This window comes from Modestobacter sp. VKM Ac-2986 (genome assembly GCF_026967795.1).
In the GTDB taxonomy this organism is placed as follows: Bacteria; Actinomycetota; Actinomycetes; order Mycobacteriales; family Geodermatophilaceae; genus Modestobacter.
In genome coordinates this window covers 347,561-373,698 of sequence record NZ_JAPVBH010000003.1, presented here as the reverse complement: position 1 = coordinate 373,698, position 26,138 = coordinate 347,561, and the positions used below count along the sequence as shown (strand labels likewise).

Annotated in this window: 22 protein-coding genes; 15 read left to right on the top strand and 7 right to left on the bottom strand. The window is 75.4% G+C overall.

Going from position 1 to position 26,138, the window contains the following annotated elements; genetic code table 11:
* The first annotated feature begins 101 nt into the window (after nt 1–101).
* Nucleotides 102–1,577: a helix-turn-helix domain-containing protein gene (locus O2W14_RS09640; RefSeq protein WP_269175869.1), complete on the top strand. Its 1,476-nt coding sequence runs from the start codon at nt 102–104 to the stop codon at nt 1,575–1,577.
* A gap of 63 nt (nt 1,578–1,640) precedes the next feature.
* Here O2W14_RS09640 and O2W14_RS09635 read toward each other — a convergent pair whose 3' ends face one another.
* Nucleotides 1,641–2,396 (bottom strand): SAM-dependent methyltransferase, encoded by a 756-nt coding sequence (locus O2W14_RS09635; RefSeq protein WP_269175868.1) that lies wholly within the window; start codon nt 2,394–2,396, stop codon nt 1,641–1,643.
* Nucleotides 2,397–2,616: 220 nt separating this feature from the next.
* Between O2W14_RS09635 and O2W14_RS09630 the strand changes: the two genes are divergently transcribed.
* The 5 genes from O2W14_RS09630 to O2W14_RS09610 all read left to right on the top strand — a co-directional run bounded on the left by O2W14_RS09630 (nt 2,617) and on the right by O2W14_RS09610 (nt 10,849).
* Nucleotides 2,617–5,346 (top strand): ATP-binding protein, encoded by a 2,730-nt coding sequence (locus O2W14_RS09630; protein WP_269175867.1) that lies wholly within the window; start codon nt 2,617–2,619, stop codon nt 5,344–5,346.
* Between the two features lie 95 nt (nt 5,347–5,441).
* Nucleotides 5,442–6,206: an alpha/beta fold hydrolase gene (locus tag O2W14_RS09625; RefSeq protein ID WP_269175866.1), complete on the top strand. Its 765-nt coding sequence runs from the start codon at nt 5,442–5,444 to the stop codon at nt 6,204–6,206.
* Between the two features lie 105 nt (nt 6,207–6,311).
* Nucleotides 6,312–7,133: an alpha/beta fold hydrolase gene (locus tag O2W14_RS09620; RefSeq protein ID WP_269175865.1), complete on the top strand. Its 822-nt coding sequence runs from the start codon at nt 6,312–6,314 to the stop codon at nt 7,131–7,133.
* Nucleotides 7,134–7,254: 121 nt separating this feature from the next.
* Nucleotides 7,255–7,983: an alpha/beta fold hydrolase gene (locus O2W14_RS09615; RefSeq protein ID WP_269175864.1), complete on the top strand. Its 729-nt coding sequence runs from the start codon at nt 7,255–7,257 to the stop codon at nt 7,981–7,983.
* A gap of 133 nt (nt 7,984–8,116) precedes the next feature.
* Nucleotides 8,117–10,849: an AAA family ATPase gene (locus O2W14_RS09610; RefSeq protein ID WP_269175863.1), complete on the top strand. Its 2,733-nt coding sequence runs from the start codon at nt 8,117–8,119 to the stop codon at nt 10,847–10,849.
* Here O2W14_RS09610 and O2W14_RS09605 read toward each other — a convergent pair.
* Complete coding sequence (locus tag O2W14_RS09605) at nt 10,843–12,015, bottom strand: flavin-containing monooxygenase (RefSeq protein WP_269175862.1); 1,173 nt, start codon at nt 12,013–12,015, stop codon at nt 10,843–10,845. The two genes, O2W14_RS09610 and O2W14_RS09605, sit on opposite strands and share 7 nt — an antisense overlap.
* A 2-nt stretch (nt 12,016–12,017) precedes the next feature.
* Nucleotides 12,018–13,586, bottom strand: a complete 1,569-nt coding sequence (locus O2W14_RS09600) for a GMC family oxidoreductase (protein WP_269175861.1) — start codon at nt 13,584–13,586, stop codon at nt 12,018–12,020.
* A gap of 555 nt (nt 13,587–14,141) precedes the next feature.
* Here O2W14_RS09600 and O2W14_RS09595 point away from each other — a divergent pair.
* Both O2W14_RS09595 and O2W14_RS09590 read left to right on the top strand, forming a co-directional pair.
* On the top strand, nt 14,142–14,438 hold the full coding sequence (locus O2W14_RS09595; RefSeq protein ID WP_269175860.1) for an ArsR/SmtB family transcription factor: 297 nt from the start codon (nt 14,142–14,144) through the stop codon (nt 14,436–14,438).
* Nucleotides 14,435–14,824, top strand: a complete 390-nt coding sequence (locus tag O2W14_RS09590) for a VOC family protein (RefSeq protein ID WP_269175859.1) — start codon at nt 14,435–14,437, stop codon at nt 14,822–14,824. Before O2W14_RS09595 ends, O2W14_RS09590 begins: the two co-directional genes overlap by 4 nt.
* 48 nt (nt 14,825–14,872) lie before the next feature.
* On the opposite strand, the gene O2W14_RS09585 is transcribed toward O2W14_RS09590, so the two are convergent.
* Nucleotides 14,873–15,082, bottom strand: coding sequence for a hypothetical protein (locus tag O2W14_RS09585; RefSeq protein ID WP_269175858.1), 210 nt, complete (start codon nt 15,080–15,082; stop codon nt 14,873–14,875).
* Between the two features lie 168 nt (nt 15,083–15,250).
* Here O2W14_RS09585 and O2W14_RS09580 point away from each other — a divergent pair, with 168 nt between their 5' ends.
* Nucleotides 15,251–18,199: an ATP-binding protein gene (locus O2W14_RS09580; protein WP_269175857.1), complete on the top strand. Its 2,949-nt coding sequence runs from the start codon at nt 15,251–15,253 to the stop codon at nt 18,197–18,199.
* A gap of 24 nt (nt 18,200–18,223) precedes the next feature.
* Here O2W14_RS09580 and O2W14_RS09575 read toward each other — a convergent pair whose 3' ends face one another.
* Both O2W14_RS09575 and O2W14_RS09570 read right to left on the bottom strand, forming a co-directional pair.
* A complete protein-coding gene (locus O2W14_RS09575) occupies nt 18,224–18,493 on the bottom strand; it encodes a DUF4242 domain-containing protein (RefSeq protein WP_269175856.1) in 270 nt (89 codons plus the stop codon).
* Nucleotides 18,494–18,651: 158 nt separating this feature from the next.
* Nucleotides 18,652–19,983, bottom strand: coding sequence for an amidohydrolase (locus tag O2W14_RS09570; RefSeq protein WP_269175855.1), 1,332 nt, complete (start codon nt 19,981–19,983; stop codon nt 18,652–18,654).
* A gap of 48 nt (nt 19,984–20,031) precedes the next feature.
* On the opposite strand from O2W14_RS09570, the gene mug reads away from it, so the two are divergent.
* From mug to O2W14_RS09540, 6 genes are all read left to right on the top strand, one after another.
* Nucleotides 20,032–20,544 (top strand): G/U mismatch-specific DNA glycosylase, encoded by a 513-nt coding sequence (gene mug / locus O2W14_RS09565; protein ID WP_269175854.1) that lies wholly within the window; start codon nt 20,032–20,034, stop codon nt 20,542–20,544.
* 67 nt (nt 20,545–20,611) lie between these two features.
* Complete coding sequence (locus O2W14_RS09560; RefSeq protein ID WP_269175853.1) at nt 20,612–21,682, top strand: lysylphosphatidylglycerol synthase transmembrane domain-containing protein; 1,071 nt, start codon at nt 20,612–20,614, stop codon at nt 21,680–21,682.
* 166 nt (nt 21,683–21,848) lie between these two features.
* Nucleotides 21,849–22,850, top strand: coding sequence for an ABC transporter ATP-binding protein (locus O2W14_RS09555; RefSeq protein WP_269175852.1), 1,002 nt, complete (start codon nt 21,849–21,851; stop codon nt 22,848–22,850).
* 27 nt (nt 22,851–22,877) lie between these two features.
* Nucleotides 22,878–23,690 (top strand): ABC transporter permease, encoded by an 813-nt coding sequence (locus O2W14_RS09550; protein WP_269175851.1) that lies wholly within the window; start codon nt 22,878–22,880, stop codon nt 23,688–23,690.
* Between the two features lie 59 nt (nt 23,691–23,749).
* Nucleotides 23,750–24,955, top strand: a complete 1,206-nt coding sequence (locus tag O2W14_RS09545) for a sensor histidine kinase (protein WP_269175850.1) — start codon at nt 23,750–23,752, stop codon at nt 24,953–24,955.
* A complete protein-coding gene (locus tag O2W14_RS09540) occupies nt 24,952–25,557 on the top strand; it encodes a response regulator transcription factor (protein WP_269175849.1) in 606 nt (201 codons plus the stop codon). The genes O2W14_RS09545 and O2W14_RS09540 overlap by 4 nt, the downstream gene beginning before the upstream one ends.
* A gap of 63 nt (nt 25,558–25,620) precedes the next feature.
* On the opposite strand, the gene O2W14_RS09535 is transcribed toward O2W14_RS09540, so the two are convergent.
* Nucleotides 25,621–26,010 (bottom strand): GntR family transcriptional regulator, encoded by a 390-nt coding sequence (locus O2W14_RS09535; RefSeq protein WP_269175848.1) that lies wholly within the window; start codon nt 26,008–26,010, stop codon nt 25,621–25,623.
* Nucleotides 26,011–26,138: the final 128 nt, after the last annotated feature.

The window sequence follows — 26,138 nt, the reverse complement described above, 5'->3', positions numbered from 1 at the left end:
CACCGCCGACCGACGACCGCGACCGGGACGCGGCGATGATGGACATCGACGGCGGGCCCGGCCCGCCGCGACGCAACGGCGCGTCAGGAGGTGCTCCGCCCATGACCGATCTGCCGCTGGTCCGCCCCGTGTCGGGTGAGCCCGTGCGCACCGACGCCCGGCCCCGTGTGCGCGCCTCCTGGGCGCGCAGCCAGCGTTACGGCGTCTCCCCGGAGGAGGTCGAGCCGGTCTTCGCCGACGGGCTGAGCACCGACTCGCTGTTCTACGAGTGCGGCGCGGAGGTGCTCGGCCGGCTGCACGGCACGCTGGCGAACGAGCCGCTGGGGCTGATGATCACCGACGCCGAGGGGCTGGTGCTCGCCCGCTGGTCCGACGACGCCGACATCAACCGCTCGCTGGACCGGGTGCACCTGGCGCCCGGCTTCTACTTCGGCGAGCGCACCGCCGGCACCAACGGCCTGGGCCTGGCGCTGGCCGACCGGGTGCCGGCGCTGGTGCGCGCCGACGAGCACTTCGTCGCCCCGCTGCGCCGCTACACCTGCGCGGCCGTGCCGGTGCTCGACCCGCGCTCGGGCGACCTGGTCGGCAGCATCAACCTGACCACCTGGTCCGACGCCTCCTCCGACCTGCTGCTCGCCCTGGCCCAGTCCGCGGCCGGCAACACCAGCGCGCTCATGCACGTCCGTGCCGGCGGGCACCCCGAACGGCCGGCACCGCGCGGGGAGGTGTTCCACGTCTTCGCCGACCGGCTCGCCGCCGCCGGTCCGGACCCGTGCCCCTCCCGCGCCTGGCGGGACGCCGTGGCCGCGGCCCGCGAGGCGGTGGCCGCCGGGCGGCTGCTGGCCGTGGTGGGGGAGCCCGGCGCGGGGAAGTCCGCGGTCGCCACCCTCGCCCGGCACGGCGGCCGGCGGCGCGAGCGGGTGCTGGTCGCCCGCCCGCCCCAGGCCGCCGACGTCGAGGGGTGGCTGGCGCTGTGGGCGCCCGAGCTCACCGCCCCCGACACCTGCGTGGTGGTCTCCGGCGCCGATGCCCTGCCCGCCTGGGCCGCCGACGAGCTGGCGGCGGTGCTGGGCACGGCCGCGTCGGGCCCGCGCTCGCCGATGGTGCTCACCGCCCCGTCGATCGACGCCGTGCCCGCCTCGCTCGCCGGCCTGGTCGGCGCCGTGGTCGAGGTCCCCCCGCTGCGGCACCGCGGGGAGGACGTCGAGCCGCTGGCCCGCTCCTTCGCCCGCGAGCACCGGCACCGCGACGTCGGGTTCACCCCGCGGGCGCTGCGGGCGCTCGCCGCCCACTCGTGGCCGGCGAACGTGCGGGAGCTGCGCGCCGTCGTCCGCGAGGCCGCCGCCCGCACCGACCTGGTCGACGTCCACCACCTGCGCCCGGACGTGCTCAGCAGCGGCTCGCGGTCGCTGACCCGGCTGGAGCAGCTGGAGCGCGACGAGGTGCTGCGCTGCCTGACCCGGCCGGGCGCCACCGCCGTCCAGGCGGCCGCCGAGCTGGGCCTGTCCCGGGCCACGCTCTACCGGAAGATCGCCCAGTACGGGCTACGGGTGCCCGGCCGGGTCACCGCCGACTAAACCGGCGCGCGACCCCCGGTTCGGCGGGGTCCACGACCTCCCCCGGGTCCGCTCCGAGGACGCCTACTCGGCCGAGGTGGCGGAGAGGTCGTGCAGGACGAGGGTGGCGAACCCGAGCTGGCGGCGCCACCCGCCCAGCCAGGCGTCGCGGTGTTCGCGTGCCACGGTCAGCGCCTGGTCGCGGTCCGCGGTCGACGACGCCTCCCGCAGGGCCCAGTCGACGAGCGAGCCGGTCCAGCTGAACTCGTAGTCGTCCCACTCGGCCAGAGTGCTGGTGTGGCCGTAGGAGGGTTCGAAGCCGTGCTCCCGGCTGGCCCGGACCAGGCCGGCGAGGTCGGGGAAGTCGTCGGGGGACGCCTCGAGCGCGGCCAGCGCGGCCGCGGACGGGGTGTCCTCCCAGATGGTGTCGCCGATCAGCGCCTGGCCACCGGGGCGCAGGTGCCGCCGGACGGCGGTCAGCATGTCCCCGAGTCCGCCGAAGGCGTGGCTGGCGCCGACGCACAGCACGACGTCGAAGAGCCCGTCGCTCCAGGTCGCGGCATCGGCCTCGATCCACTGCACGCGGTCGGCCAGCCCCCGCTGGGACGTGCGGTGAGCGTTGACGGCCGGCAGCAGGTGGTCGATGCCGACGCCGGTGAGCCCGGGCTGGGCGAGCAGCAGCTCCTGCAGCCACTCTCCCTCGCCGCAGCCGAGGTCGACGGCGCGACCACCGGCGGGTGGGCTCAGCCAGCTGAGCAGGTCACGCAGCCGCTCGGGGGCCACCGGCGCCGCGATCGGATGACGCCGGTGGGCGAGGTCGAAGATCTCGGAGCGGTCCACGACAGCGGACGGTAGGGGCCGGGCCGCAGCGCGTCGACCGACTTCCTGGCAGCAGGAGATCCGCGGCACTGTTCAGCCTGCCGCGGTCCGGACGACGCCCACGCGGCCGCTCGCCCCCGTAGTGTCCGGAGGAGCACCGGTGACGTCCCGGTCCTGCTCACGCGGCGTGTCGAGCGTGCAGAGGGCCCGTCGTCGGGCGGGACGGACGGTGCAGGTCGCGATGCCCGGGAGTCCACCCGACCTCCCCCTGATCGGCCGCGAGGTGGAGTCCCGGCGACTCGGCGAACTGCTCGACGACGTCGGTGCACGCGGTGCGGCCGTCGTCGTCACGGGCGAGCCGGGGATCGGGAAGTCGGCGCTGCTGCGCCACGCACGGGGCGTCGCCTCCGCGCGGGGCATGCGCGTGCTCGGCATGACGGGCGTCGAGTCCGAGGCGCACCTGCCGTTCGCCGGTCTCCAGCGGTTGCTGCAGCCGGTGCTCGGGCTGGTCGACCGGTTGCCCACGCCCCGGAAGGACGCCCTGCTGATCGCGTTCGGGATGACGGCCGGCACGTCTCCCGATCCCTTCTTCATCGGGCTGGCGGCGCTGGACCTGGTCAGCGAGTCCGCGCGGGAGGTCCCGGTCCTGGTGCTCGTCGACGACGCGCAGTGGATCGACGCCCCGAGTGCGGAGATCCTCGCCTTCATCGGACGCCGGCTGGACGCCGAGCCCGTCGTGATGGTGACCGCGCTGCGGGACGGTTTCGCCAGCGTCCTCGACGACGTGGGCGCTGCGGCACTGCCGCTCCACCGACTCGACGACGCGGCATCGGTCTCGATGCTGGACCGCCATGCCCCGCAGGCGACGCCGGAGACCAGACGCCGGTTGCTGGACGAGGCCGCCGGGAACCCGCTCGCCCTCGTCGAGCTGCCGCACACGGTGGAGGACGACGCCGTCGCCAGGGCGCCGGTCTGGCTGCCGCTCACCACGCGCCTGGAACACGCCTTCGCCGCGCGGGTCGCGGCACTCCCCAGCGTCACCCGGACCCTGCTGCTCGTGGCGGCCCTCAACGACGAGGAGGAGCTGGCCAGCGCGCTGGCCGCCACCACGGCCCTCACGGGTGGACCGGTCACCCTGGAGGACCTGACGCCGGCGATGACGGCAGGCCTGCTGGAGGGCGATCTGCAGGCGGTGTCGTTCAAGCACCCGCTGATGCGCACGGCCATCCGGCAGCGGTCGAGCCTGGCCCAGCGTCAGGCGGTGCACGCCGCGATCGCGGACGCCCTGGCCGAGGATCCCGCCCGGCGGGTCTGGCACCGTGCCGCCGCCTGTGCGGGGCCCGACGACGACGTCGCGGCAGAGCTGGAGCAGGTGGCGGTCGACGCCCAGCGACGGGGTGCGGTGGAGACCGCGGTGACCGCGTGGGAGCGCGCGGCGGGCCTGAGTCCGGAGGCCGTCCAGCGCAGCCGACGCTTCGTGCGCGCTGCTGAGCTCGCCGTCCAGATGGGGCGCCACGACGCGGTCGACCGGCTGCTCCACGAAGCCGCCACGGGCGCGACGGCACGGCAACGCACGGCGATGACGTGGGTCCGGGACGGTCTCGACGACGGTCTCCGCAGCGCCACCGGGGGGATCGGGGAGGTGGCGGACTCCGCCGCCCGGGTGGCGGCGGACGGGGACACCGTCCTCGCGCTCAAGCTGCTGGAGAGCGCGGCACTCCGGTGCTTCTGGGGCAGCCCCACGTCGGACGTCCGGGACCGCGTCGTCAGCGTCGCCGAGGGCCTGGGCGTGGACGCGGACGACCCCGGTCTGCTCGGCGTGCTCGCCCTGGCCGCGCCCCTGACCAGAGGAGCGCTCGTGCACGGCCGCTTGACGGCCCTGGCGGGGACCGGCGTGCCGAGCGCGATGGACGCGCGGACGCTCGGCAACGCAGCATCGTCGATCGGGGCCCTCGACCTCGCCGCCGACCTCCTCGGCGCCTCGCTGGCGGACCTCCGCGTCCAGGGCCGCCTCGGACTCCTGGCCAGAGCGCTGACCGTGCAGTCGATGGTCGCCGCGCAGCGGGCCGACCTCTCGCTGGCTGCACCGGTGGCAGAGGAGGCGATCCGTCTCGCACGTGAGACCGCCCAGCCACTCGCCTACGCGACGGCGTGCGCCAGCCAGGCGCTCGTCTCGGCACTGCAGGGCGGGGACGCCGAGAGCTGGGCGCTGGCAGCGGAACGAGTGGCGATACCAGTGCGGGCACACCTCATGCTCGCGTTCGTCCAGAACGCACGAGGAGCGGCTGCGCTGGTCGACGGGGACCATGCCGCGGCCTGGGAGCACCTGCGGCGGGTCCACGACGCCGACGACCCGGCGTACCACCAGGTGCTGCGCACGTTCGCCCTCGGCGACCTGGCCGAGGCCGCCGTCCACAGTGGTCACCAGGTCGAGGCGCGGGCGGTCGTGACCGAGATGGAGCGACTGGCTGAGCAGACGCCGTCCCCCGTGCTGCACCTCGGCCTCGGGCACGCGCGTGCGCTGCTCGCCTCCGACGAGGACGCCGAACGGCTCTTCGTCGAGGCCCTGGACGGTGACCTGACCCGGTGGCCCTACGTGCAGGCGCGGGTGCAGCTGGCCCACGGGGCGTGGCTCCGCCGGCACCGGCGCGCTGCGGACTCCCGGAGTCCGCTGCGCGCGGCCGCGGCGACGTTCGACGCCCTCGGCGTCACGCCGTGGGCCGACCGGGCGCGCCAGGAGCTCCGGGCCTCCGGGGAACGGAACCGGCGCACGACCTTCGGTGGACACCAGCTGCTGACCCCCCACGAGCTGCAGATCGCCGGGCTGGCAGCCGCAGGACTGAGCAACCGCGAGATAGGCGGGCAGCTCAACCTGTCGCACCGGACGGTGAGCTCGCACCTGCACCGGATCTTCCCGAAGCTGGGGATCACCTCACGGGGCGCGCTCCGTGCCGCCCTCCACCGCGACTGAGCCCCCGCGGCGGCCCGGGGCCTCGGCCACCAACGGGTGAGTGCACCGTCATCTGACGCTCGCGACGCCACCTGCGCGCTTCCTACGGTCAGCACATGGCTCCACGGGGATCGTTCCAGAACGGCAGTACGCCGACCGTTCTGCTGGTGCACGGCGCCTTCACCGACGGCTCCAGCTGGTCAGGGGTCGTCGCCGCGCTGCAGGCCGACGGCGTGGACGTGCAGGCGCTGGCCAACCCGCTCCGGGGTACCGCGGCGGAAGCAGCGCACGTCGCCGGCATCGCTGCGGCGATCGACGGCCCGGTGCTCCTGGTGGGGCACTCCTACGGCGGCATGGTCGTCGACCGGGCCGCGGTGCTGGCCCCCAACGTCGTCGGCCTCGTGTACGTGGCCGCCTTCGTCCTCGCGGAGGGGGAGCGCGTCTCCGACGTGACGGACCGCTTCCCCGACAGCCTGCTCGGTCCCGCGCTGCGGCCCGCCCCGTTCACCACCGGTGACGGTCGGCCGGGCGTGGAGCTCGACCTCCGGCCCGACCGCTTCGCCGAGGTGTTCGCCGCCGACCTGCCCACGGGCCTGACCACGGTGATGGCCGCCTCGCAACGCCCTGTTGCCGCGGCGGCCTTCGAGGAGTCGTCCCCGGTCGTCGCCTGGCGCACGCTGCCGACCTGGTTCGTGCTGCCGACGGCCGACCGGGCGATCCAGCCCGAGGCGCAGCGGTTCATGGCGGCACGCGCCGGCGCCACGGTCCTCGAGCTCGACGCCTCGCACGCGGTAGCGCTGTCGCAGCCGGCCGCCGTCGCCTCCGTCGTCCGCGCGGCTGCCCTGACCCCGCGGGCCGCACAGCAGGCCGCTCACCCCTGAGCCGGCGCACGCGGTCCCCGTCCGCCCCTGCCCCCGGCGGCGCAGGACACACAGCCAGCACCTGTCATCCGGCAGTGCTCAGCCCGACCCCTACCTGGAGACGACATGCCCCCCCGACCGAACAGCCCGCTGCGGCGGCTTCGCACGTTCCTGCTGGTCGCACTGCTGGCGCTCGCCGCCGCGGTGCTCCCCGGTGCCAGCGCCGGTGCCACCCCGGGCCAGGGAACAGACCGCCCCACCATCGTCCTGGTGCACGGCGCGTTCGCGGACGCCTCCAGCTGGGAGGAGGTCACGAAGAAGCTGCAGAACCGCGGCCTCACCGTCTACGCGCCGGCGGTCCCGCTGCGCGGCCTGACCGCTGACTCCGAGTACCTCCGGTCCTTCCTCGCCACCCTGAGCGGACCGGTCGTGCTGGTCGGACACTCCTACGGCGGAGCGGTCATCACCAACGCGGCCACCGGGAACCCGGACGTCCGGGGCCTGGTCTACGTGGCCGGCTACGCCCCGGCCGAGGGCGAGGTCGTCGGTGCGTTGAACGACCTGGGCGGGCACCCGGAGGAGTCCCTGCTCCTGGCCAACCTGGTGACCCGTGACTTCCCGGGCGGCACCGACGCCTACGTCGACCCGGCCCACTTCCGCACGGTCATGGCGGCGGACGTGTCGGCCCCCACTGTCGCGGTGCTGGCGGCCGGACAGCGTCCGGTGTCCCTGGCCGCCTTCGGTGAGCCCTCCGGTGTGCCCGCGTGGGCGACCATCCCGTCCTGGTACCTGGTCGCCGGCCAGGACCGTGCGATACCCCCCACGGCCGAGCGGGCGATGGCCGCCCGCGCCGGCTCCACCACGGTGGAGATCCGCAGCTCGCACCTGCCGATGGTCGGTCACTCCGGTGAGGTCACGCAGCTGATCGTCGCCGCCACCCGGGGCTGAGGACGCCGGACACGGTCCGGCTCGCCATCGACCACCCGCCGTGGCCGCCGCTGCCGTCAGCGGCGGACCCGGCGGACGAGCACCCCACTCCACGCTGCACCGACCAGAGATGGACGCACCCATGACCACGCCCACGACCACCACCCAGAAGCCGACCATCGTCATCGTCCACGGCGCCTGGAGCGACGCGAGCCCCTTCGACGCCGTCGACAGGCTGTTGGCCGCAGACGGCTACACCGTCACCCACTTCGCCAACCCGCTCCGCGCACTGGGCGATGACACCGACCAGCTCGTCGCCTTCCTGAAGGCACGGACGACCGGCCCGGTCGTGCTCGTCGGTCACTCGTACGGCGGGGCGGTCATCGGCGGCGCCGCGCTGTCCCATCCCGAGGTGGGAGCGCTCGTCTACCTCAACGCCTTCGTGCCCGCCGAGGGGGAGACGATCCTCGACCTGGCCGGCCACGCCGGCCCGGTGGACGCCGGGGCGCTGTTCGACATGGCGCCGTTCCCCGGGGACCACAACGTCGACCTGTACCTGAAGCCCGACGCCTTCGCGGCCGGGTTCGTCAACGGGCTGCCCGCCGAGCTGGCGGCGACCTTCTTCGCCAAGCAGCGACCGATCGCCTACGCGGCGCTGACCGAGCCGGCCCGCGCGGACCAGGCCTGGCAGACGCTCCCCTCGTGGTACGTCGCGGGCAGCGACGACCACAGCATCGCCTTCGAGACGCAGCTGTGGATGGCCCAGCGCGCCGGGTCCGTCCTCACCCAGGTGGCGACCGGACACCTGTCGATGACCGCGGAGCCCGAGGTCGTGGCCCAGGTCATCGCGGAGGCCGCCGCGAAGAACTGAGCGTCGACGCGCTGAGACGGGGCCGGCCGACCAGCCGGCCTCGTCGGCGTGCCCGAGCCGCTCGTGCGCCGATCCCCGACCCCACGACCAGCGCGAGCAGTGATGCCGCGTACGACGTCACCGGAGGCACCCCATGACGAGCCAGCTGCGGAACCGGCTCGCGGACGTCCCCCCGCTCCGGACGAGCGGACTCGTCCGGCACGTCCTGGAGCGGGACAGCCGGCGCATCCTGCTGACCGGTGAACCCGGCATCGGCAAGTCCACGGCCCTGGACGCGGCCAGGGCCTGGTTCCGGGCCGCCGGGACGACGGTCCTGTGGGCGAGCCCGTCGTTCGCCGAGCGGCACACCGCGCACAGCGTGCTGCGGGACCTGTTGAGCGAGCTGGACTGGGACGCGCTCACGGAGCTCTCCGCCGAGGACCGCACGATCCTGCACACCGCCACGGGGCGGCACCAGGCCGCCGAGGACGTCCCACCGCTCGGCACCGCCATCGCGCTGGAGGCCGTCCTCGGTGCGCTGGCGGCCCGGGCGCCGGTGGTCCTGGTGATCGACGACCTGCAGTGGTCGGACCCGGAGTCGTCAGCGGGCATCGAGCGGGCCCTCCGGCGGGTCGCCTCGCCCCGGGTGGGTCTGGTCGCGACGAGTCGTGAGTACGGCACCCGTTCGCACGACGCCCCGGACTTCACCTTCGAGCCCTCGGACGTGCACGTCCTCGAAGGGCTGACGGTGGAGGAGCTCGAGCGGCTGACCCGTCCGCTGTGGCCCTCCACCTTGACCAGGGCCCAGGTCGTGGCGCTGCACGAGCACACCGGCGGCAACCCGATGTGGGCCCGCGAGCTCATCGGCCGGGCAGTCCTCGACGACCTCGGGGCGCTCTCCGTGGGCACCCATGCCGCCCCGCCGCCGCTCGCGGTCGCCGTGGCCGAGCGGTTGCGGGGGCTGGCCCCATCAGCTGCCGACGTCGTGTCGATCGTCGCCCTGCTCGGTCGGCCGGACCTCTCCCTGCTGGGGGAGGTGCTGCGCTTCGGCGCCGTCCCGCACGCTGCGATCGACCAGGCCGAGGAAGCCGGGTTCCTGGTCGTGACCACGGAGGACGTGCGCACCCGCCACCCCCTGCACGCCTCTGCCGCCGCAGCCCGGCTGGCTCCCGCCCGCCGCCGGGAACTGCACGCCTTCATCGCCCGGGCCGTCGGCGACCCGGTCCTCCGAGCGCAGCACCTGCAGCAGTCCGCGCCGCCCGGGCCCGACGAGTCGATCGCCGAGGCGCTCACGCTGGCCGCCGTGGTCGTGCGCCAGCGCGGGGCACGCCTGCGCTCCGCCCACTTCGACGCGCAGGCCGTCGAGCGCACCGCCCCGGGAGCACCGCACCGGCAGGAGCGGCTGCTCAACCAGGCGCAGCAGCTTTTCTCGGCCGGGGACGACGAGGCGTGCACCTCCGTGCTGGCCCGCGTGTCCGCGGACCGTCTCGACGCACGCCAGTACGACGCCCACCTGGCGTTGTCGACGAGCTCCATCGAGCCGGCCGCCGCCCGGGCGTGGCTCACCACGCACGCTCCGGCAGCCGCCGCCGACCCCGCACGACGAGCCGTCCTGAGCGCGAACACCGTCGCCTTCGCCACCATGTCGGTGTCCGAACGTGCTCGGTCGGCCGCTGCCGCCCTGACCGGGCTCGCCGCGGTGGACGCGCCCAACGCCGTCCACCGCGCCCTGCGGGCACGCGCTCGCACCCGCCTGGAGACGGGCTCCGGCCTCGACCTCGCCGTCGTCGCCGAGATGGACCGGCTCCAGGGGATCCAGATCGTGGTGAGCCTGGACGACACCGGACTCGCGACCACCGCGCACCTCGCGCACCAGGTGGACGACGTCGACGCGTCCCGGCGGGCACTGGTCGGCCTCGTCGACTGGGCGCAGCGCGAGGGCAAGGAGGGCGTGGAACGGACCTTCCTCGCCCACGCCGCCCTCGTGGAGGTCGTCGGTGGTGACGTGCCCGCGGCACGGGCCTTCCTGGAGCTGGCCGGCCACGACCCCACCTCCCCGGTGTTGCCCCCCGCCGTGCAGCTCACCGCCGGCCTCCTGCTCATCGCCGAGGGCCGGCACGAGGTCCTCGCCCGGAGGGTGGACGAGTGGCGGCACCAGGCCGGGGAAGACCCCGATGAGCTGACCTCCTCCGCGCTCGTGGGGGCCTCGGCTCTCGCGCAGGGCCGGTGGCAGCACGCGGTCGGGCACCTGCGTGCGGCAGCCGAGGTCGCCGACTCCCTCGAGCTCGTCGAGCTGGGCAGCCGTCTCCGGGTGGACCTACCGCTCGCCGAGGCGCTGCTGCGAGCCGGCGAGAACGACGAGGCCGCCCGACGACTGGACCGGGTGCGCTCCTTCCTCGTCGGACGGGACCGGCCGATCTCGCAGCTCGACCTCCACCGGCTCACCTCCCTCCAGCTGGCCGCCGAGGGGGACCTCCGCGGCTCGCTGGCCCAGGCCACCACCGCTGTCGAGCTCTCCACCGCGGCGCAGCGACCAGCCGATCGCGCACGGGCGCTCGTCCAGCGCGCTCGTGTGCTGCACCGGCTGCGCAAGGTCGCGCTCGCCCGGTCAGACCTCCAGGCCGCCGGTGAGGCCGCGGACGAGGCCGGGGTCGTGTCCGTGCAGGAGGAGGTCGACGCCGCCCGGTCCCCGAGCCGCAGAACGCGCTCGGCGACCGAACTGACCGCGGCCGAGTCGAGGGTGCTGGCGTGCCTGCACGAGGGTCAGAGCAACCGGGAGATCGCCGCAGCGCTCTTCATCAGTGTGCGGACGGTGGAGTCACACGTCGCCGCGGTGCTGAGGAAGACCGGGGCGACGAGCCGCGCCAAGCTGATCAGCCGTCACTGACCGGCCAGGGCGAGATCCCGGTGGGGACGCCGGCGCTCGTGATCGGCGACGCGCTGGGCATCGCCGGCGAGTTCCCGCAGTGCACCGGTGGCCGACACCGTGAAGCCCACGAAGTACAGGCCGGGCGCGGCCTCGGTGCCCGAGCTCGTCGGAGTGCCCTGCTCGTCGAGGAGGCCGAGCCCGTCCAGCAGGGTCTCCAGGCCGCGCCGGTAGCCGGTCGCGAACACGACCACGTCGGGACGCGTCGTGGACCCGTCGGCGAGGTGCACCGTGTCGGCCCCGAACCCGGTCACCGCGGGCAGCGTGACGACGGCGCCCGACTCGATGAGCCGCACGATGCCCGTGTCGTGGACGGGCACCGACCGGTCCCGCCGCACCCGCGTGTAGAGGTCAGGCTGCGGTCGGGCCACCTTCCTCGCGGACAGGTCCGGGATGGTCAGCCGGGACAGCACCGACGCCAGCCGGTCGGCCACGCTCACCGGGAGCGGGCTCATCAGGATGGCGATGGCCTGCATGGAGATGCCCCAGACGCGGCGCCGCACGATGTGCGGCGTCGTCCGCACCGCCAGGCTGACCCGGCCGGCCCCGGCGGCGACCAGGTCGGTCGCCGCCTCGGCGGCTGCGTTGCCCGCACCGACCACGAGCACGTCGAGGCCCGCGTACTGGTCGCCTCCGCGGTAGTCCGCCGCGTGCACGTACGGACGGTCGTAGCCGTCCAGCCCCGGGAGGTCGGGGATGAACGGGCGCCGGTTGTAGCCGGTCGCCATGACGACGGTGGTGGCCTCGTACGTCGTGCCGGCGGCCGTGCTGACCACCCAGGGCCGGCCGGCGATGCCGCCGGCTGGCTCGATGTGCGTGACCGTGGTCCCGAAGCGGATGTCGATGTCGGAGCTGGCCGCGTAGTGCTCGAGGTAGCGCACGAGGTCCGCGCTGGTGACGTAGCGGCCGTAGCTGCGGGGGATGGGCATCCCGGGGAGCGCGGAGAGCCGGCGCACCGTGTGCAGCCGCAGGCCGACCCGGTGCGCCCGCCAGCTCATCGCGACACCAGCGCCCTGCTCGAGCACCAGCACCCGCCGGCCCACGCGCATGAGCTCGTGGGCCGCGGCGAGGCCGGCCGGTCCGGCGCCGATGACGAGGCAGTCGACGTCTTGCACAGTGGTCTGCACGACTAGGCCGTGATCAGCCGTGCCGCCCGCTCGGCGATGGCGAACACCGTGGCGTTGGTGTTCCCCGAGACCGGCGAGGGCATGACGGAGGCGTCGGCGACGCGCAGGCGCGAGATGCCCCGGACGCGCAGCTCCGGGTCGACGACGGCGAGGTCGTCGGACCCCATGCGGCAGGTGCCGGCGTAGTGGAAGTAGACGACAAGGCTCTCGCGGAGGTAGTCGAGCTCGGCGTCCTCGCTGTCCAGCGGTCGGCCGGGCTGGGCTTCGGCCCCCCGCCAGGGCGTGAGGGCGTCGGCGGCACCGATCTCGCGGGCGATCCGCAGGCCGGCCAGCATCACCTGCTGGTCGCCGACCTCGCCGAGGTAGTTCGGGTCGATCAGCGGGGCGACCAGGTGGTTGCGGCTGGCCAGGCGGACCGTGCCGCGGCTGTGCGGGAGCATCGCGGAGAAGGCGATGGCGTACCCGCCGTCGGGGCCCGGGCCCGGCAGGCTCGGCGAGCGGTAGGGCTGGCTGATCAGGAGGATCTGCAGGTCCGGTCCGTCGAGCCCCGCGCGGGTGTGCACGAGCCCGACGCCCTGGCCGTAGATGTTCTCCGGGTTCCCCGGCACCGGGGAGGCGTGCTCGAAGACGATGGTCGCCAGCGGGTGGTCGTGCAGGTTCGCCCCGACGCCAGGCAGGTCGAGCTCCACCTCGATCCCCAGCTCGGTCAGGTGCTCGGCGGGTCCGACACCGGACAGCATGAGCAGCTGCGCCGAACCGATCGCGCCGGCGGTCAGGACGACCTCCCGGAGCGCGGTGGCGGCCGTCGACGACGTGGGTGTGCCGTACTCGACCCCGGTGCACATGCCGTCGTTGATGGTCAGTCGCCGCACCGTGACGTCGGTGACGATCGTGAGGTTGGCGCGGCCCGCGACCGGGCGCAGGTACGCATCGGCTGCGCTCATCCGCCGGCCGTCGTGCACGTTGGCGTCGGACAGCCCGAAGCCGGTCTCTGCGCCGGAGGAGATGTCCTCGGCGGTGCGGTAGCCGACCTCGGTGGCTGCGTCCAGGGCCGCCATGACGACCGGGCTCGGCTCGGGGGTCACGCCGATGAGCAGCGGGCCGTCGGTGCCCCGCAGCGTCTCGTCGCGTCCCACCGTGGTCTCGCTGCGCCGGAAGTCCGGGAGCAGGTCGTCGAAGCCCCAGCCGGTGGCGCCCTGCGCCACCCAGGCGTCGTAGCTGGACCGGTGCCCGCGGAGGAAGTTGAGGCCGTTGATGCTCGAGGACCCGCCGAGCGCTTTGCCCCGCGGCGCGTACAGGGGCGCCCCGAGGAAGGTCTGCTCGACCGTCGAGTCACCCCAGTCCGCGGTGGTGCCGAGCAGCAGGGGCCAGATCCCCGGCGTCGCCATCTCGGGCAGGGCGGTGGCCGAGCCGGCCTCGAGCAGGAGCACCCGGGTGCGGCCGTCCTCGGTCAGCCGCGCCGCGATGACGCTGCCTGCCGTCCCGGCTCCCACGACGATGTAGTCGTAGGCCTCCTCGGCCTGCTCGAAGTCGAATCCGTGCATGGTCGTGGAATGGCGGGGCCTGGACATGGGATCTCATCTCTTCGATTGGTGTGGACGGGAACTCCACGCATCGAAGTTATGGCGATCGGGAGCCGGAGCCATCCGTACGAACACCGATCTCTCGCCATTCCCGGTCCCTCGCCGACGAGGTGGGCAGTGGCGGCACCGTCATCCGACGCTCGCGACGCGGACTCCGGATTTCCTACGTTCGGTTCATGACTCTTCGTGATCAGCGCAGATCAGTGGCCGTGCCACATGTTCGGGTGTCTCCGAAGCCGGCCGCTGGTACCGACCCTGTGACGGACGACGGCTCCTGTCCGTGCCGCATGTGCAACCGGCGGACGTGGGACCGGTCCTCGGGACTGTGCACCGACTGCCGACTGATGCTGGTCGATGCCCGCGACCACGCGGAATGGGCGGAGCCGAGCGTGAGGTAGCCGGATGACCGGCAGCGGTCCACAGGGCTGACCCGCCTTTCCCGCTGTGTGCGGGCAGCCCCGGAACGGTCGGGTGTCGCCCCGTCCGAGGACCGGTGCGACGACCCCTTGACAGGCAAGTGCGCACTTGCCTATACCTGGGGCCGTGGACGCCGACCCCGACCTGTTCAGGGCACTGGGCGACGCGACGCGACGCACGATCCTGGACGAGCTGATCGACCGGGACGGTCAGACGCTGTTCGAGATCTGCGGCCGGCTGACCATGAAGCACGGACTGGCCTCGTCGCGGCAGGCCGTCTCGCAGCACCTCGCGGTGCTCGAGCAGGCCGGGCTGGTGCACACCCGCCGGCAGGGCCGGTACAAGTTCCACCACGTCGACACGAGCCCGCTGCGCTCGATCGTCGAGCGGTGGCCCATCCACCGAGAGGACCCTGACCCGTGATCCGGATCAACATCACCAGCGTGTACGTCGACGACCAGGCGCAGGCGCTCGCCTTCTACACCGACACGCTCGGCTTCGTCCTGAAGACCGACGTGCCCACCGGGGAGCACCGCTGGCTCACGGTGGTCTCCCCGGCCGCCCCTGACGGTGTCGAGCTGTTGCTGGAGCCGGCCGGCCACCCGGCGGCGCGACGGTTCAGGGACGCCCTGGTCGCCGACGGCATCCCGTTCACCCAGTTCGCCGTCGACGACGTGTACGCCGAGGTCGACCGGCTCACGGCGTTGGGCGTGCAGTTCACCCAGGACGCGACGGACTTCGGCCCGGTGGTCACCGCGGTGCTCGACGACACCTGCGGCAACCTGGTCCAGCTCGCCACCATGAAGTAGCCGCTGAGCTCCGGGGTCGACGGCCGGCCACCCGCGCCGTCCCGGCGGTCAGCAGGGCAGCTCCGGGCCGACCTCGGCGCAGCGGTCGTCGACGATCGACAGCCTGGGCACGTCGACGGTGCTGACGGTCTCCCGGTCCGCGATGCTCCACGTCAGCGCGACGGCGGCCGTGAGGACGACGGCGAACAGGAGGGCCACGAGGACCAGGCGATGGGCGGCGGCCCAGACGGCAGCCGGTGCGTGCGCGGCGGTGACCATGACGTCTCCTCTTCGGTCTCGGCGCCCTCGGTACGGGGGAACCCGATGGGGACGAGCCTGGACGGCGGCTGGTCCGCCGGTCATGACCGGAAGTGCCCCTCTCGTCCCAGGAGGAGGAGGCACTCCTGCCCATGGACGCACGGTGGGGGTCTGCTTACGCTCGTCGGGGTGACCCCCAGCTGGTCCGGCCCGGCTCTGCCCGCGCACTGGACGGCGTCCCGGCCCGCGCCGCTGATCGGCCGGCAGCTCGAGACCCAGCAGCTGCTCGCGGCGTGGCGCGAGGCAGCGGCCGGCAGCCGCCAGGTGGTGCTGGTCGGTGGTGAGGCCGGGGCCGGGAAGACCCGGCTGGTGACCGACACGGCCCGTCGGCTGGCCGGAGCGGGGGCGGCCGTCCTGACCGGCGAGTGCCTGGCCGACCTCGGGACGCCCCACCAGCCCTTCGGTGGGCCGCTGCAGGTCCTCGCCGCCGCGCTGGCCGCGGGCGCGCTGGTGCCCGGCGACGACGGCCCGCCCGCCGCGGACCTGCTCGACCGGCTGGCGCAGCTCGGTGGTGCCCTGGCCGGCGGCGACGAGACGGTGGACCGGCGGGCGTACCGGCCGGCGGTGTACGGGTCGGTCGACGCCGTGGTCCGGCTCGCGGCTGCCCAGCGACCGCTCGTCCTGGTGCTCGAGGACCTGCACTGGGCCGGCGCCGACGGTCTCCAGCTGCTGACCCACCTGGTGCAGCACACCGCCGACGTCCCGCTGCTGGTCCTGGCGACCCACCGCACCACGGCGCCCGACCGGACACCGGTGCTCGTCTCCGCGCTGGCCGGCCTCTACCGGCTGCCCGGGGTGCGGCGCCTGGACCTGGTCCCGCTGGGACCTGCGGACGTCGAGCAGTTCCTCGTGGAGGAGTGCGGCGCGCAGGCACGCGAGGCCCGGACAGCGGCTCCGGCGCTGCACCGGTACACCGGCGGGAACCCCTTCCTGCTCCAGGAGGTGTGGCGCGACCTGGCGGCCCGCGGTGGACGGCCGGCGTCCCGCGACGGGCTCCCTGGGCTGTCCCGCTCACCGGAGTCGGTCCGCGACACCTACGACGCGCGGCTGCAGGTCCTGGCGGGCACGGCGCGGGCGCTGCTGGAGCTGGCCGCCGTCCTCGGGGAGGAGGTCGATCCCGACCTGCTGGTGGACGTGGGCTCCCCGGCAGGCGAGGACGTGCTGCTGGCGGCCCTGGACGGCGCGGTCGCGGCGGGCCTGCTCACGCCCCAGGGCGCCGACGGGACCCACTACCGGTTCCCGCACGCCCTGGCTCGGCAGGCCGTGCTGGACCTCGTGCCGCCGTCCCGGCTGGCCCGCTGCCACGCCCGAGCCGCCGAGGCGCTGGAGCGACAGCCCGGCGCTCCGCAGCGGGTCCAGCGGCTCGCCCAGCACCACGCCGGCGCCCGGGTGCTGGGCCACGGTCCCCTCGCGGTCCGGTACCTCGTCGAGTCGGCCAGGATCGCCGACCGGGCGCTGGCGCACCAGGAGGCCGCCGACCTCCTCGAGCGGGCCGCCGAACTGACCGTCGTCGGCCGGGACTGCGACGAGCTGCTGCTGGCCGCTGCCCGCAGCCGCTTCCTCGCGGGGGACTTCCAGCGCGCCCTCGCCCTCGACGAGCGCGTCCTGGACAGCGCGGGCCCGCGGGAGCGGCTGCGTGCCGCGATCGGCTACGAGACCTCGTCCTGGCACCTCGGCGGGCCGGGCCACCGCGCGGCTGCGCTCCTCACCGCCGCCCTGGCCGATGTCGGGTGCGACCCGGCGGACGCGGTGTACGTGCGAGGCCTGTCCTGCCTCGGCCGGGCCCGGGCCTTCACCGGGGCCGTGAGCGAGGCGGTCGAACTCAGCGAACGCGCCATCGGCCACGCGCGCAGGACGGGGCGCGAGGACCTGCTCGGGCGGACCCTGCAGGCGGGCCTGCACGTCGGGGCCGCCCCGGACACCGTCGACCTGCGGCTCGCCCGGGCGCGGGAGCTCACCGCGATCGCCGAACGCACCGGCGACCTCGGGCAGCTGTCCGCGGCGGGCTACCACCGTGGGGTCATCGGGTACCTGCACGGGGAGCGGGGCGAGCTCGACGACGCCCAGGCCGACGTGCTCCGTGCTGCCCGGGCGACCGGTCAGCCGTTCTGGGAGTACCAGGCCCGGGGCTTCGACTACGCGCGCTCGTTCCTGGCCGGGGACTTCGCCTCCGCCGAGACCGCCGCCCGGTCGCAGCTGGCGCTGGGGACCGCGATGGGCGCCGCAGAGAACGCCGAGGGCCTCTACGCCGTCCAGACCTACATGGTGCGCCGCGAGACCGGCCGGCTGGACGGCCTCGCCGGGCTGATCACCGGCGAGGAGACCCCCGGGGACCGCTGGGCCCCGGGCCTGCTGGCGCTGTACACCGAGCTCGGACGCCGGGGACCGGCCCGGCGGGTGCTCGGCTGGCTCCTCGAGGAGGGCCCCGGTCGGCAGCGGGCCTCGGCCGTCTGGCCGGCGACGCTCGCCTTCATGGTGGAGGCCGCGGTGTGGCTGGAGGACGAGACGACCGCGCTCCGGCTCCGGCCCTGGCTGCTCGAGTACGCCGGACTGAACCTCGGCGCCGGGTCGTTCGTCGCCCTGTTCGGCAGCGCGGACCGTCTGCTGGGGAGCGTGGACTCCCTGCTCCGCCGACGGGGCGCCGTGGACTGGTTCGACTCGGCGCTGGCGATGGACGCCCGGATGCGGGCACCGGTCCACGTGGCGCAGACCCTGGCCGCCCGGACGCAGCACCTGCGCCGGTCCGGCGCGCCACCGGCCCGGACGGCGGACCTGGTCCGGCAGGTGCACGACCTGGCCGGGCCGCTGGGCATGCGGCGGGTCCTCCGCCTGGTCGGGGACCCCGAGCCGGCGAGGTCCGCCCCGCCCGACGGGCTCACGGCACGCGAGGTGGAGGTGCTGCGGCTGCTCGCCGAGGGGCTGAGCAACCGCCAGGTCGCCCGGCGGCTGGTCATCAGCGAGTCGACCGCCGCCAACCACGTGCGGCACATCATGGTCAAGACCGGGTCGGCCAACCGGACGCAGGCCGCCCGGTACGCAGCCGAACACGGTCTGCTGTCGGACGGTCCCCGGCCGTGACCCCGCCGCCGACCGCCCGGGACGTCACACCGGCTGGACCTCGCCGTCCGGCTGGACCCGGCCCACCACCTCGACGATCGCGTCGGCCGGCAGCCCGGCGCGCGCGGCGGCCCGCCGGATCGACTCCGCCGAGTCGGCCTCGTAGAGGCAGAACGTCTTGCGGTGGTCCGCCGAGAGGAACGAGTAGAGCCAGCGGACGTCCTCCTCGTCGTTGACCCGGGTGATGTCGGCGATCCCTGCGGCGTCGACGTCCAGGGCGTCGGCGTACTGCCGTTCGACCATGAAGACCGGCATGGCTATCTCCCGATGACGAGCGGGGCTGTGGCCGGACGGTACGACCGGGACCGGCGTGCTCACGGGTGTGTCGGTCCGGCGACGTCGACGGGCCGGGCGTCGCGCGCCGGGCGGTGACGACGCGGTCACCGTCCGGCGCACGCCAGGGGTGCGGGCACTCAGCCCAGGAAGGCCGCCACGTCCAGCACGCCGCCGGCCGCCTCGAACTCCTCGCGGACCGCGGCCAGCACGGCCGGGTCGGCGAGGGCGTCCAGCGCGGTGAGCGCCAGGCCCACCGCGCCGTCCAGCACCGCGGCGTCCCCGGCGGGGGAGGCCGCAGCGGCGGCGAAGTCGGTGGTGTGCATCGACGTCTCCGGCCCGGCGATGGCGATCATCGGGTGGATCGAGGGCACCCGCACGCTCACGTTGCCCAGGTCGGTGGACCCGGCCAGCGACGCCGGGGTGACGCCCGGGGGCAGCGCGCGGCGCCCGCGGCGGGCCTGGTGTGCGGTCCACCGGGCGGCGAGCTCGAGGTTGGCCCGGATCGGCAGGTAGGCCGGCAGCTGGTCCCACTGCAGCTCGTACCCGCAGCCGGTCATCGCCGCGGCGGCCACCGCGATCGCCTCCACCCGGCGGCAGATGTCGGCCAGCGTCTCCGGGGTCGCCGAGCGCACGTAGTACAGCGCCTCGGCGGTCTCCGGGACGACGTTGGGACGGGCCCCGCCGTCGGTGATCACCCCGTGCACCCGGTCGGTGTCGGGGATGTGCTGGCGCAGCATGGCGATGCCGTTGTAGCCGGCGACCACGGCGTCCAGGGCGTTGCGGCCCATGAACGGCTGGGCCGAGGCGTGCGCGGCGATGCCGGTGTAGGTGGCCCGCAGCTGGCGGCGGCCCAGGAACGGCTGCACGGCCGAGTCGTAGGAGAACGGGTGCAGCATCACCACCGCGTCGACGCCGTCGAAGGCGCCGTCGCGGGCCATCAGCTCCTTGCCGCCGCCGCCCTCCTCGGCCGGGGTGCCCAGCAGCACCGCCGTCCCGGCGACCTCCCCGGTGGCCAGCGCCGCGGCCAGGCCGAGGAAGGCACCCACCGCGGAGGAGCAGATGATGTTGTGCCCGCAACCGTGCCCGATGCCCGGCAGCGCGTCGTACTCGGCGAGGACCGCGACCGTCGGGCCCTCGCCGGAGCCGACCGTGGCCCGCAGCGCGGTGTCCAGGCCGTGCACGCCGACCTGCGCCTCGATGCCGTGCCGGGCCAGCAGGTCGGCGACCGCACGCACCGAGCGGTGCTCGGCGTAGCCCTCCTCGGGGTGCGCGTGCAGGTCGTGGCTGAGCTCCAGCAGCTCGCCGCGGGCGGCCTCGATCGCGGCCTCGGCGCGGGCCAGCAGCTCCTCGGGCGCCCCGGCGTGGGCCGAGGACAGCGGCTCGGCGGTCGCGGCGGCCCGGTCGGTGGCCGCGCGGAGCTGGTCGAGGAAGTGCGCGTCCGCGGGGGCCGGGATCCGGGTGTCCGTCATGGCACGTGTCTACCGGGGCCGCCCGGGCTGCGCAGCACACTGGTGGCCGTGACCGGTGCCCAGCCCGTGCCCGACGTGGTCGGCCCCGGCCTCGACGTGCTGTTCTGCGGGATCAACCCCTCGCTGCGCTCGGCGGAGACCGGCCACCACTTCGCCCGGCCGGGCAACCGCTTCTGGCCGGCGCTGCACCTGGCCGGGCTCACCCCGCGCCGGCTCGCCCCCGACGAGGACGCCGAGCTGCTGCGGTACGGCCTGGGCGTGACCAACCTGGTCGCCCGGCCCACCCGCACCGCGGCCGAGCTGTCCCGCGAGGAGCTCCGCGCCGGCGGTGAGGTGCTGGCCGCGCTGGTCGCGCAGCACCGGCCGCGGGTGCTGGCCGTCCTCGGGGTGACGGCCTGGCGCTGGGCGTTCGAGCGGCCCAGGGCGGTGCTCGGGCTGCAGCCGGAGCGGATCGGCGGGGTCGACACCTGGGTGGCGCCCAACCCCAGCGGACTCAACGCCCACCACCAGCTGCCCGACCTGGCCCGGCTCTACGGGGAGCTGCGGCCTGACCGTGGGTGACGGGTTCGACAACTGTTCACCCGTCCGCGCGACCGTCGGCGGTGTCGGCGTCGGGGAGGATGGGCCGGTGGATGCACCCGTGCCGGCGACGACCACCGGCGCGGTCGAGCCCGCCGGGCGGTCCCGTGGCCGGCGACGGTGGCTGCGGCCGGTCCTCACCGTCGCGGTGCTGGCCGCGCTGGTCATCGCCGGGCTGGTGAACCACGAGCGGGTCGCCGGCTGGGTGTCCGAGCTCGGCGGGGTCCAGTGGCAGTGGGTGCTGGCTGCCGCCGTCGTCCAGCTCGTGTCGTTCCAGTGCGTGGCCCACCTGCAGCGGCTGCTGCTGCGCGCCGGCGGCGGCAACGGCGACCTGCGGGCGGTGAGCGGCACCAACTACGCCGGCAACGCCATCTCCCTCGGGCTGCCGGTCGCGGGTGCCGCGGCCAGCGCCGCCTACACGTACCGCCGCTGGCACGACCTGGGCAACAGCACCGCGCTGGTCGGGTGGGCGCTGGCGATGACCGGCATCTCCTCGACGGTGACGCTGGCCCTGGTCATCGCGGTGGGCCTGGCGGTCACCGGCTCGACGATCGGCGCGCTGGGTGCGTTCGCGGCCACCGCGGCCGGCGCCGTACCGGTCCTGGCCGCCGTCCTCGCCGTCCGGCACGAGCCGACCCGCGAGCTGGTCGGCCGCGTGCTGGGCCGGGGCGCCCGGGTGCTGGGCCGCTGGGTGCCGGCGCTGCGCGGGACGAACGTGGCCTCCCGGATCGTGGACCTGCTGGCCTCGCTGGGCTCCTACCGGCTCAGCGCCGCCCGCAGCGTGGGCGCCGGGCTGTTCTCCCTGGGCAACTGGGTCCTCGACGCCGGCAGCCTGGCCCTGGCCGTGGTCGCCGTCGGCGCGCCGGTGCCGTGGCAGGGGCTGCTGCTGGCCTGGGCGGCGGGCGCACTGGCCACCTCGGTGCGGCTGACCCCCGGCGGCATCGGCGTGGTCGAGGCGACGCTGGCCTCGGCGCTCGTGGCCGCCGGCATGCCGGCCAGCCAGGCGGTGCCGTCCGTGGTCGTCTACCGGCTGGTCAGCCTCTGGCTGCCGGCCGCGATCGGTGCGCTGTGCCTGGTCGTCAGCCCGCGCCCGGCCGCCGCGGAGCGCCCGCTCGGCTGAGGCGCGGCCGGCCGGCGGGCCGGCCTCGGCATGACGGATGTCATCGCCGACCCGTGCACCCGGCGGCGGAACAGGTGAGCGGGCGCACCTGTGCCGGCCCGCCGGCCGCGGCACCGTCGGAGGTGCGCACGGCGGACCGTCCGGCGGCGCACCGAGGAGGTCGACCGTGCACCCCACCGCCCCCCGTCCGTCCCCAGCCGCCCCGACGGCGCCCGCCCCCGCCGTCGAGGTGCACGACCTGCGCCGCAGCTACGGCGACTTCGAAGCGGTCCGCGGCATCTCCTTCGAGGTGCGGCCCGGGGAGGTGTTCGCCCTGCTCGGGGTCAACGGCGCCGGCAAGACCTCGGCCCTGGAGGTCCTCGAGGGGCTCGCCCCGGCCGGCGGGGGGACCGTGCGGGTGCTCGGCGCCGACCCGGTGCGCGAGCGGTCCCGGGTCCGCCCGCACCTGGGGGTGCTCCTGCAGTCCAGCGGCCTGCCCGGCGACCTCACGGTCACCGAGACGCTGCGGACCTGGGCCGGGACGCTCAGCGACCCCCGGCCGGTGGAGGAGGCGCTGGAGCAGGTGCAGCTGACCGGCCGGGCCGACGTCCGGGTGCGCAGCCTCTCCGGCGGTGAGCGGCGGCGGCTGGACCTGGCGCTGGCCCTGCTCGGCCGGCCGACGGTGGTCGTGCTCGACGAGCCGACCACCGGCCTGGACCCGGAGAGCCGGCGGCAGGTCTGGCGGCTGGTGCACGACCTCGTCGCCGACGGCGCGGCCGTGGTGCTCACCACCCACCACCTGGAGGAGGCCGAGGAGCTCGCCGACCGGGTGGCGGTGCTGCGCGCCGGACAGATCGTGCTGGCCGGCACCCAGGCCGAGATCGCCGAGACGCAGCCGGCCACCATCCGCTTCACCCTGGACGACGACGCGCCCCAGCCGCCGCTGCCGGCCGCCGCCCAGGTGGTCGACAGGGGGCGGCGCACCGAGTGGCACACCCGCGCGCTCCAGCCCGTGCTGGCCGAGCTGCTGGCCTGGGCCGCCGAGCACCGCGTCGTGCTGCGCGAGCTGGAGGCCCGGGCCGCCTCGCTGGAGCAGGCGTTCCTGGCCGTGGCTGCCGGCACCGAGAGCACCCCCGCCGGGAGCGCCCGCGCCGACAGCACCCGCGCCGTGACCGCCCCCGCCGCCTGACCCGACCGACCCCCGAGAGGACACCCGATGACCAGCACCCTGACCCCTCCGAGCACCACCGCGGGACCGAGCCGCGTCCGCCGCGTCGGCGCCCTGGCCCGCGGCGAGCTCCGGCTCTTCCTGCGCAACCGCACCGCCGTCGTCAACTCGGTGGTGCTGCCCCTCCTGCTGGTGGGCGCCGTGCCGGCGCTGGACCTGGGCGGTGACCTGCCGCTGGGCCCGCAGCTGCTGACCAGCGCCGTGGGCGTGACGCTGGTCTTCCTGACCTACTACAACCTCGTCGCGACCTTCGTCTCCCGGCGCGAGGACCTGGTGCTGCAGCGGATGCGCACCGGCGAGCTGACCGGACCCGAGGTGCTGCTGGGCACGGCAGCCCCGAGCCTGCTGGTCACCCTGGGGCAGGTCGCCCTGGTCGCGGTCGGCGTGACCGCGCTGGGGGAGTGGAGCGCACCGGTCGACCCTGTCCTGCCCCTGGTCGCGCTGCTCGGCGGGATGGCCGTGGTGTCCGTGCTCGCGGTCGCCAGCACCCTGTTCACCCGGACGCCGGAGAGCGCGCAGATCACCACGCTGCCGCTGATGCTCGCGAGCACATCGCTGTCGGGTCTGCTGTACCCGATCAGCGGCTTCCCCGACACGCTGGCCACGGTCGCCCGGCTGCTGCCGGTCACCCCGGTGATCGAGCTGCTCCAGCTGGGCCTGGCCGGCCGCACGTGGGACGGCGACGTCGTCGACGCCGGCGGGGCCTGGTCGGCAGCCGGGCTCCCGCTCGCCGTGCTGGCCGGCTGGCTGGTGGTGGGCCTGGTCGCCGCACGGGGGTTCCGGTGGGCGCCGCGTCGGTGAGCGCGCCGGCGGTGCGGACGCCGCCGCGGGGTGCGGGTCGGTACGGCAGCATGACCGCCGTGCCGACCGTCTCGCGCTGGTGGAGCAGCCGCAGCGCGCCGCAGCGGATCGACCTCTACACGCGGTGGTCCTTCTACGCCTACCTCGGTGCGGGGCTGCCGCTGCTCGCCCTGGCGATCGTCGGCTCGGCCGTGGACGTCGCGCCGGCGCCGGCGGTCCGGCTGTTCCTCCTCGGCTCGGTGGTCACCGCCGCCGCCGCCGTCGTGCTGGCCGCCCGGGGCCTGGCCGCGCACCGCACCGGCCGGCGGATCGCCTGGACGGTCCCGGTCCTCGCCCTCGGTGCCGGCGGGCTGACCGGTGCGGCCGGCGTCTGGACGTTCAGCGGGACCGGCGAGGTCGCCCCGCCGGTGGCGTGGTCCGTCGGGCTGCCGCTGGGGATGGTGCTCACCGCGGCCTCGACGACCTGGACGAGCCGGCAGCTGCTCGCGCCGGCGCTGCTCGTCGGCGCACTGGGTGGGGTCGCCCTCGCGGCCGACGGGGCCCCGGCCCCGGCGGCGGCGGTGAACGCCGTCCTCGTCGGCGTGACCGTCTACGCCGTCGTCCTGGCGTTCCGGTTCTCGGTCTGGGTGCTCGACGTGGTCCTGGAGATGGAGCGCACCCGCGGCGTGCAGCTGCAGCTCGCGGTGGCCGAGGAGCGGTTGCGGTTCGCCCGCGACCTGCACGACGTGATGGGCCGCAACCTCTCCGCGATCGCGGTGAAGAGCCAGCTCGCCGGGGAGCTGGTGCGGCGCTCGCGGCCGGGCGCGGCCGAGGAGGTGGCCGACGTCCACCGGATCGCCGAGGACTCGCTCCGGGAGATGCGCGAGGTCGTGCGCGGCTACCGCAGCACCGACCTGACCAGCGAGCTGGCCGGGGCGCGCTCGGTGCTGCGGGCGGCGGGGATCCGGTGCACCGTGCAGGGCGAGGACGACGCGGGCGCGCTGCCCGAGGCGGTGCAGGCGGCGCTGGGCTGGGTGGTCCGCGAGGCCGTCACCAACGTGCTGCGGCACAGCGAGGCCGGCGACTGCACCATCGAGCTGTCCACCGCAGGAGGGGAGGCGCGGTTGACCGTGCGCAACGACGGTGTCGCCGGCCCGACCGGCCGGGGCAGCGGCCTGACCGGGCTGCGGGAACGCCTGACCGGCGCCGGCGGGACCTTGGAGACCGTGCGGGACGGCGACCGCTTCACCGTCACCGCCACGCTGCCGACCGGGGGGACCGCGTGATCCGCCTGCTGCTGGCCGACGACGAGAACCTGGTCCGCTCGGCGTTCGCCGCCCTGCTGGGGCTGGAGGACGACCTCGAGGTGGTCGCCCAGGCGTCCTCGGGTGCCGAGGCGCTGGCCATGGCCTGCGCGCACGAGCCGGACGTCGCGGTCCTGGACCTGCAGATGCCGGACCGGGACGGGATCAGCGTGGCCCGGGAGCTGACCACCCTGCTGCCGCGATGCGGCCTGGTGATCGTCACCGGGCACGGCCGTCCCGGGCACCTGAAGCGGGCACTGGAGGCCGGGGTCCGCGGCTTCCTGCCCAAGACGGTCAACGCGGCGGTGCTCGCCGACGTGGTGCGCACCGTGCACCGCGGCGGACGCTACGTCGACCCCGAGCTCGCCGCGGAGGCGATCAGCGCCGGGGACAGCCCGCTCACCCCGCGGGAGGCCGACGTCCTGGAGCTGGCCGCCGGCGGGGCCCCGGTCGAGGAGATCGCCGCCCGGGCCCACCTGTCGCCGGGCACCGTGCGCAACTACCTGTCCGCGGCGGCGACCAAGCTGGGGGCGCCCAACCGGCACGCGGCCGTCGAGACCGCCCGCCGGCACGGCTGGCTCTGACCGCAGGACCGGAGGCGACGCGCCGTAGGAGCCGGGGACCCGACGCCCGTCGGATCCCGAGGGTCAGGCCGGCGGGGCGCCGCCGAGAGCGGCCTCGACGGCGGCCCGCACCGCCGCGTCGTCGAGGCCGTCGGCGCGGGCAGCGGTGACGAGCCGGTTGGCCGCTGCCTGCAGCTGCAGCGTCGCGGCGTCGCCGGGGACACCGGTGACGAGGGTGCCGAGCCGGCCGCGGCCCGCCACCAGCCCGTCGGTCTCCAGCTCGGTGTAGGCGCGGGCGACGGTGCCGGCGGCCACCCCGAGCTCGGTGGCCAGTGCCCGCACGCTCGGCAGCCGGTCCCCGTGGGCCAGCGTCCCGCGGTGCACCAGGGCCGCCACCTGAGCCCGGATCTGCTCGTACGGCGGGGTGGTGCTCGCCGGGTCGATCGCGACGTCCAGCGACTCGGGGGAGGTCATGCCCAGCAGCCTGCCCGACCCGGGTCGCCCCACCGTCGGCCATGGTCCGCGGCGACCGACCGGACGACGTCCCGGGCGCCTCCGCCGGCTCCGGGGAGCGCGTGCGACGGCGGCGCCGCGCCGCCGAT

Excerpts from the sequence above, each read along its gene's own strand:
- O2W14_RS09640 (WP_269175869.1), top strand. The coding sequence starts at position 102 with ATGACCGATCTGCCGCTGGTCCGCCCCGTGTCGGGTGAGCCCGTGCGC.
- O2W14_RS09630 (WP_269175867.1), top strand. The coding sequence starts at position 2,617 with ATGCCCGGGAGTCCACCCGACCTCCCCCTGATCGGCCGCGAGGTGGAG.
- O2W14_RS09625 (WP_269175866.1), top strand. The coding sequence starts at position 5,442 with ATGGCTCCACGGGGATCGTTCCAGAACGGCAGTACGCCGACCGTTCTG.
- O2W14_RS09620 (WP_269175865.1), top strand. The coding sequence starts at position 6,312 with ATGCCCCCCCGACCGAACAGCCCGCTGCGGCGGCTTCGCACGTTCCTG.
- O2W14_RS09615 (WP_269175864.1), top strand. The coding sequence starts at position 7,255 with ATGACCACGCCCACGACCACCACCCAGAAGCCGACCATCGTCATCGTC.
- O2W14_RS09610 (WP_269175863.1), top strand. The coding sequence starts at position 8,117 with ATGACGAGCCAGCTGCGGAACCGGCTCGCGGACGTCCCCCCGCTCCGG.
- O2W14_RS09600 (WP_269175861.1), bottom strand. The coding sequence starts at position 13,586 with ATGTCCAGGCCCCGCCATTCCACGACCATGCACGGATTCGACTTCGAG.
- O2W14_RS09585 (WP_269175858.1), bottom strand. The coding sequence starts at position 15,082 with ATGGTCACCGCCGCGCACGCACCGGCTGCCGTCTGGGCCGCCGCCCAT.
- O2W14_RS09575 (WP_269175856.1), bottom strand. The coding sequence starts at position 18,493 with ATGCCGGTCTTCATGGTCGAACGGCAGTACGCCGACGCCCTGGACGTC.
- O2W14_RS09570 (WP_269175855.1), bottom strand. The coding sequence starts at position 19,983 with ATGACGGACACCCGGATCCCGGCCCCCGCGGACGCGCACTTCCTCGAC.
- O2W14_RS09550 (WP_269175851.1), top strand. The coding sequence starts at position 22,878 with ATGACCAGCACCCTGACCCCTCCGAGCACCACCGCGGGACCGAGCCGC.
- O2W14_RS09535 (WP_269175848.1), bottom strand. The coding sequence starts at position 26,010 with ATGACCTCCCCCGAGTCGCTGGACGTCGCGATCGACCCGGCGAGCACC.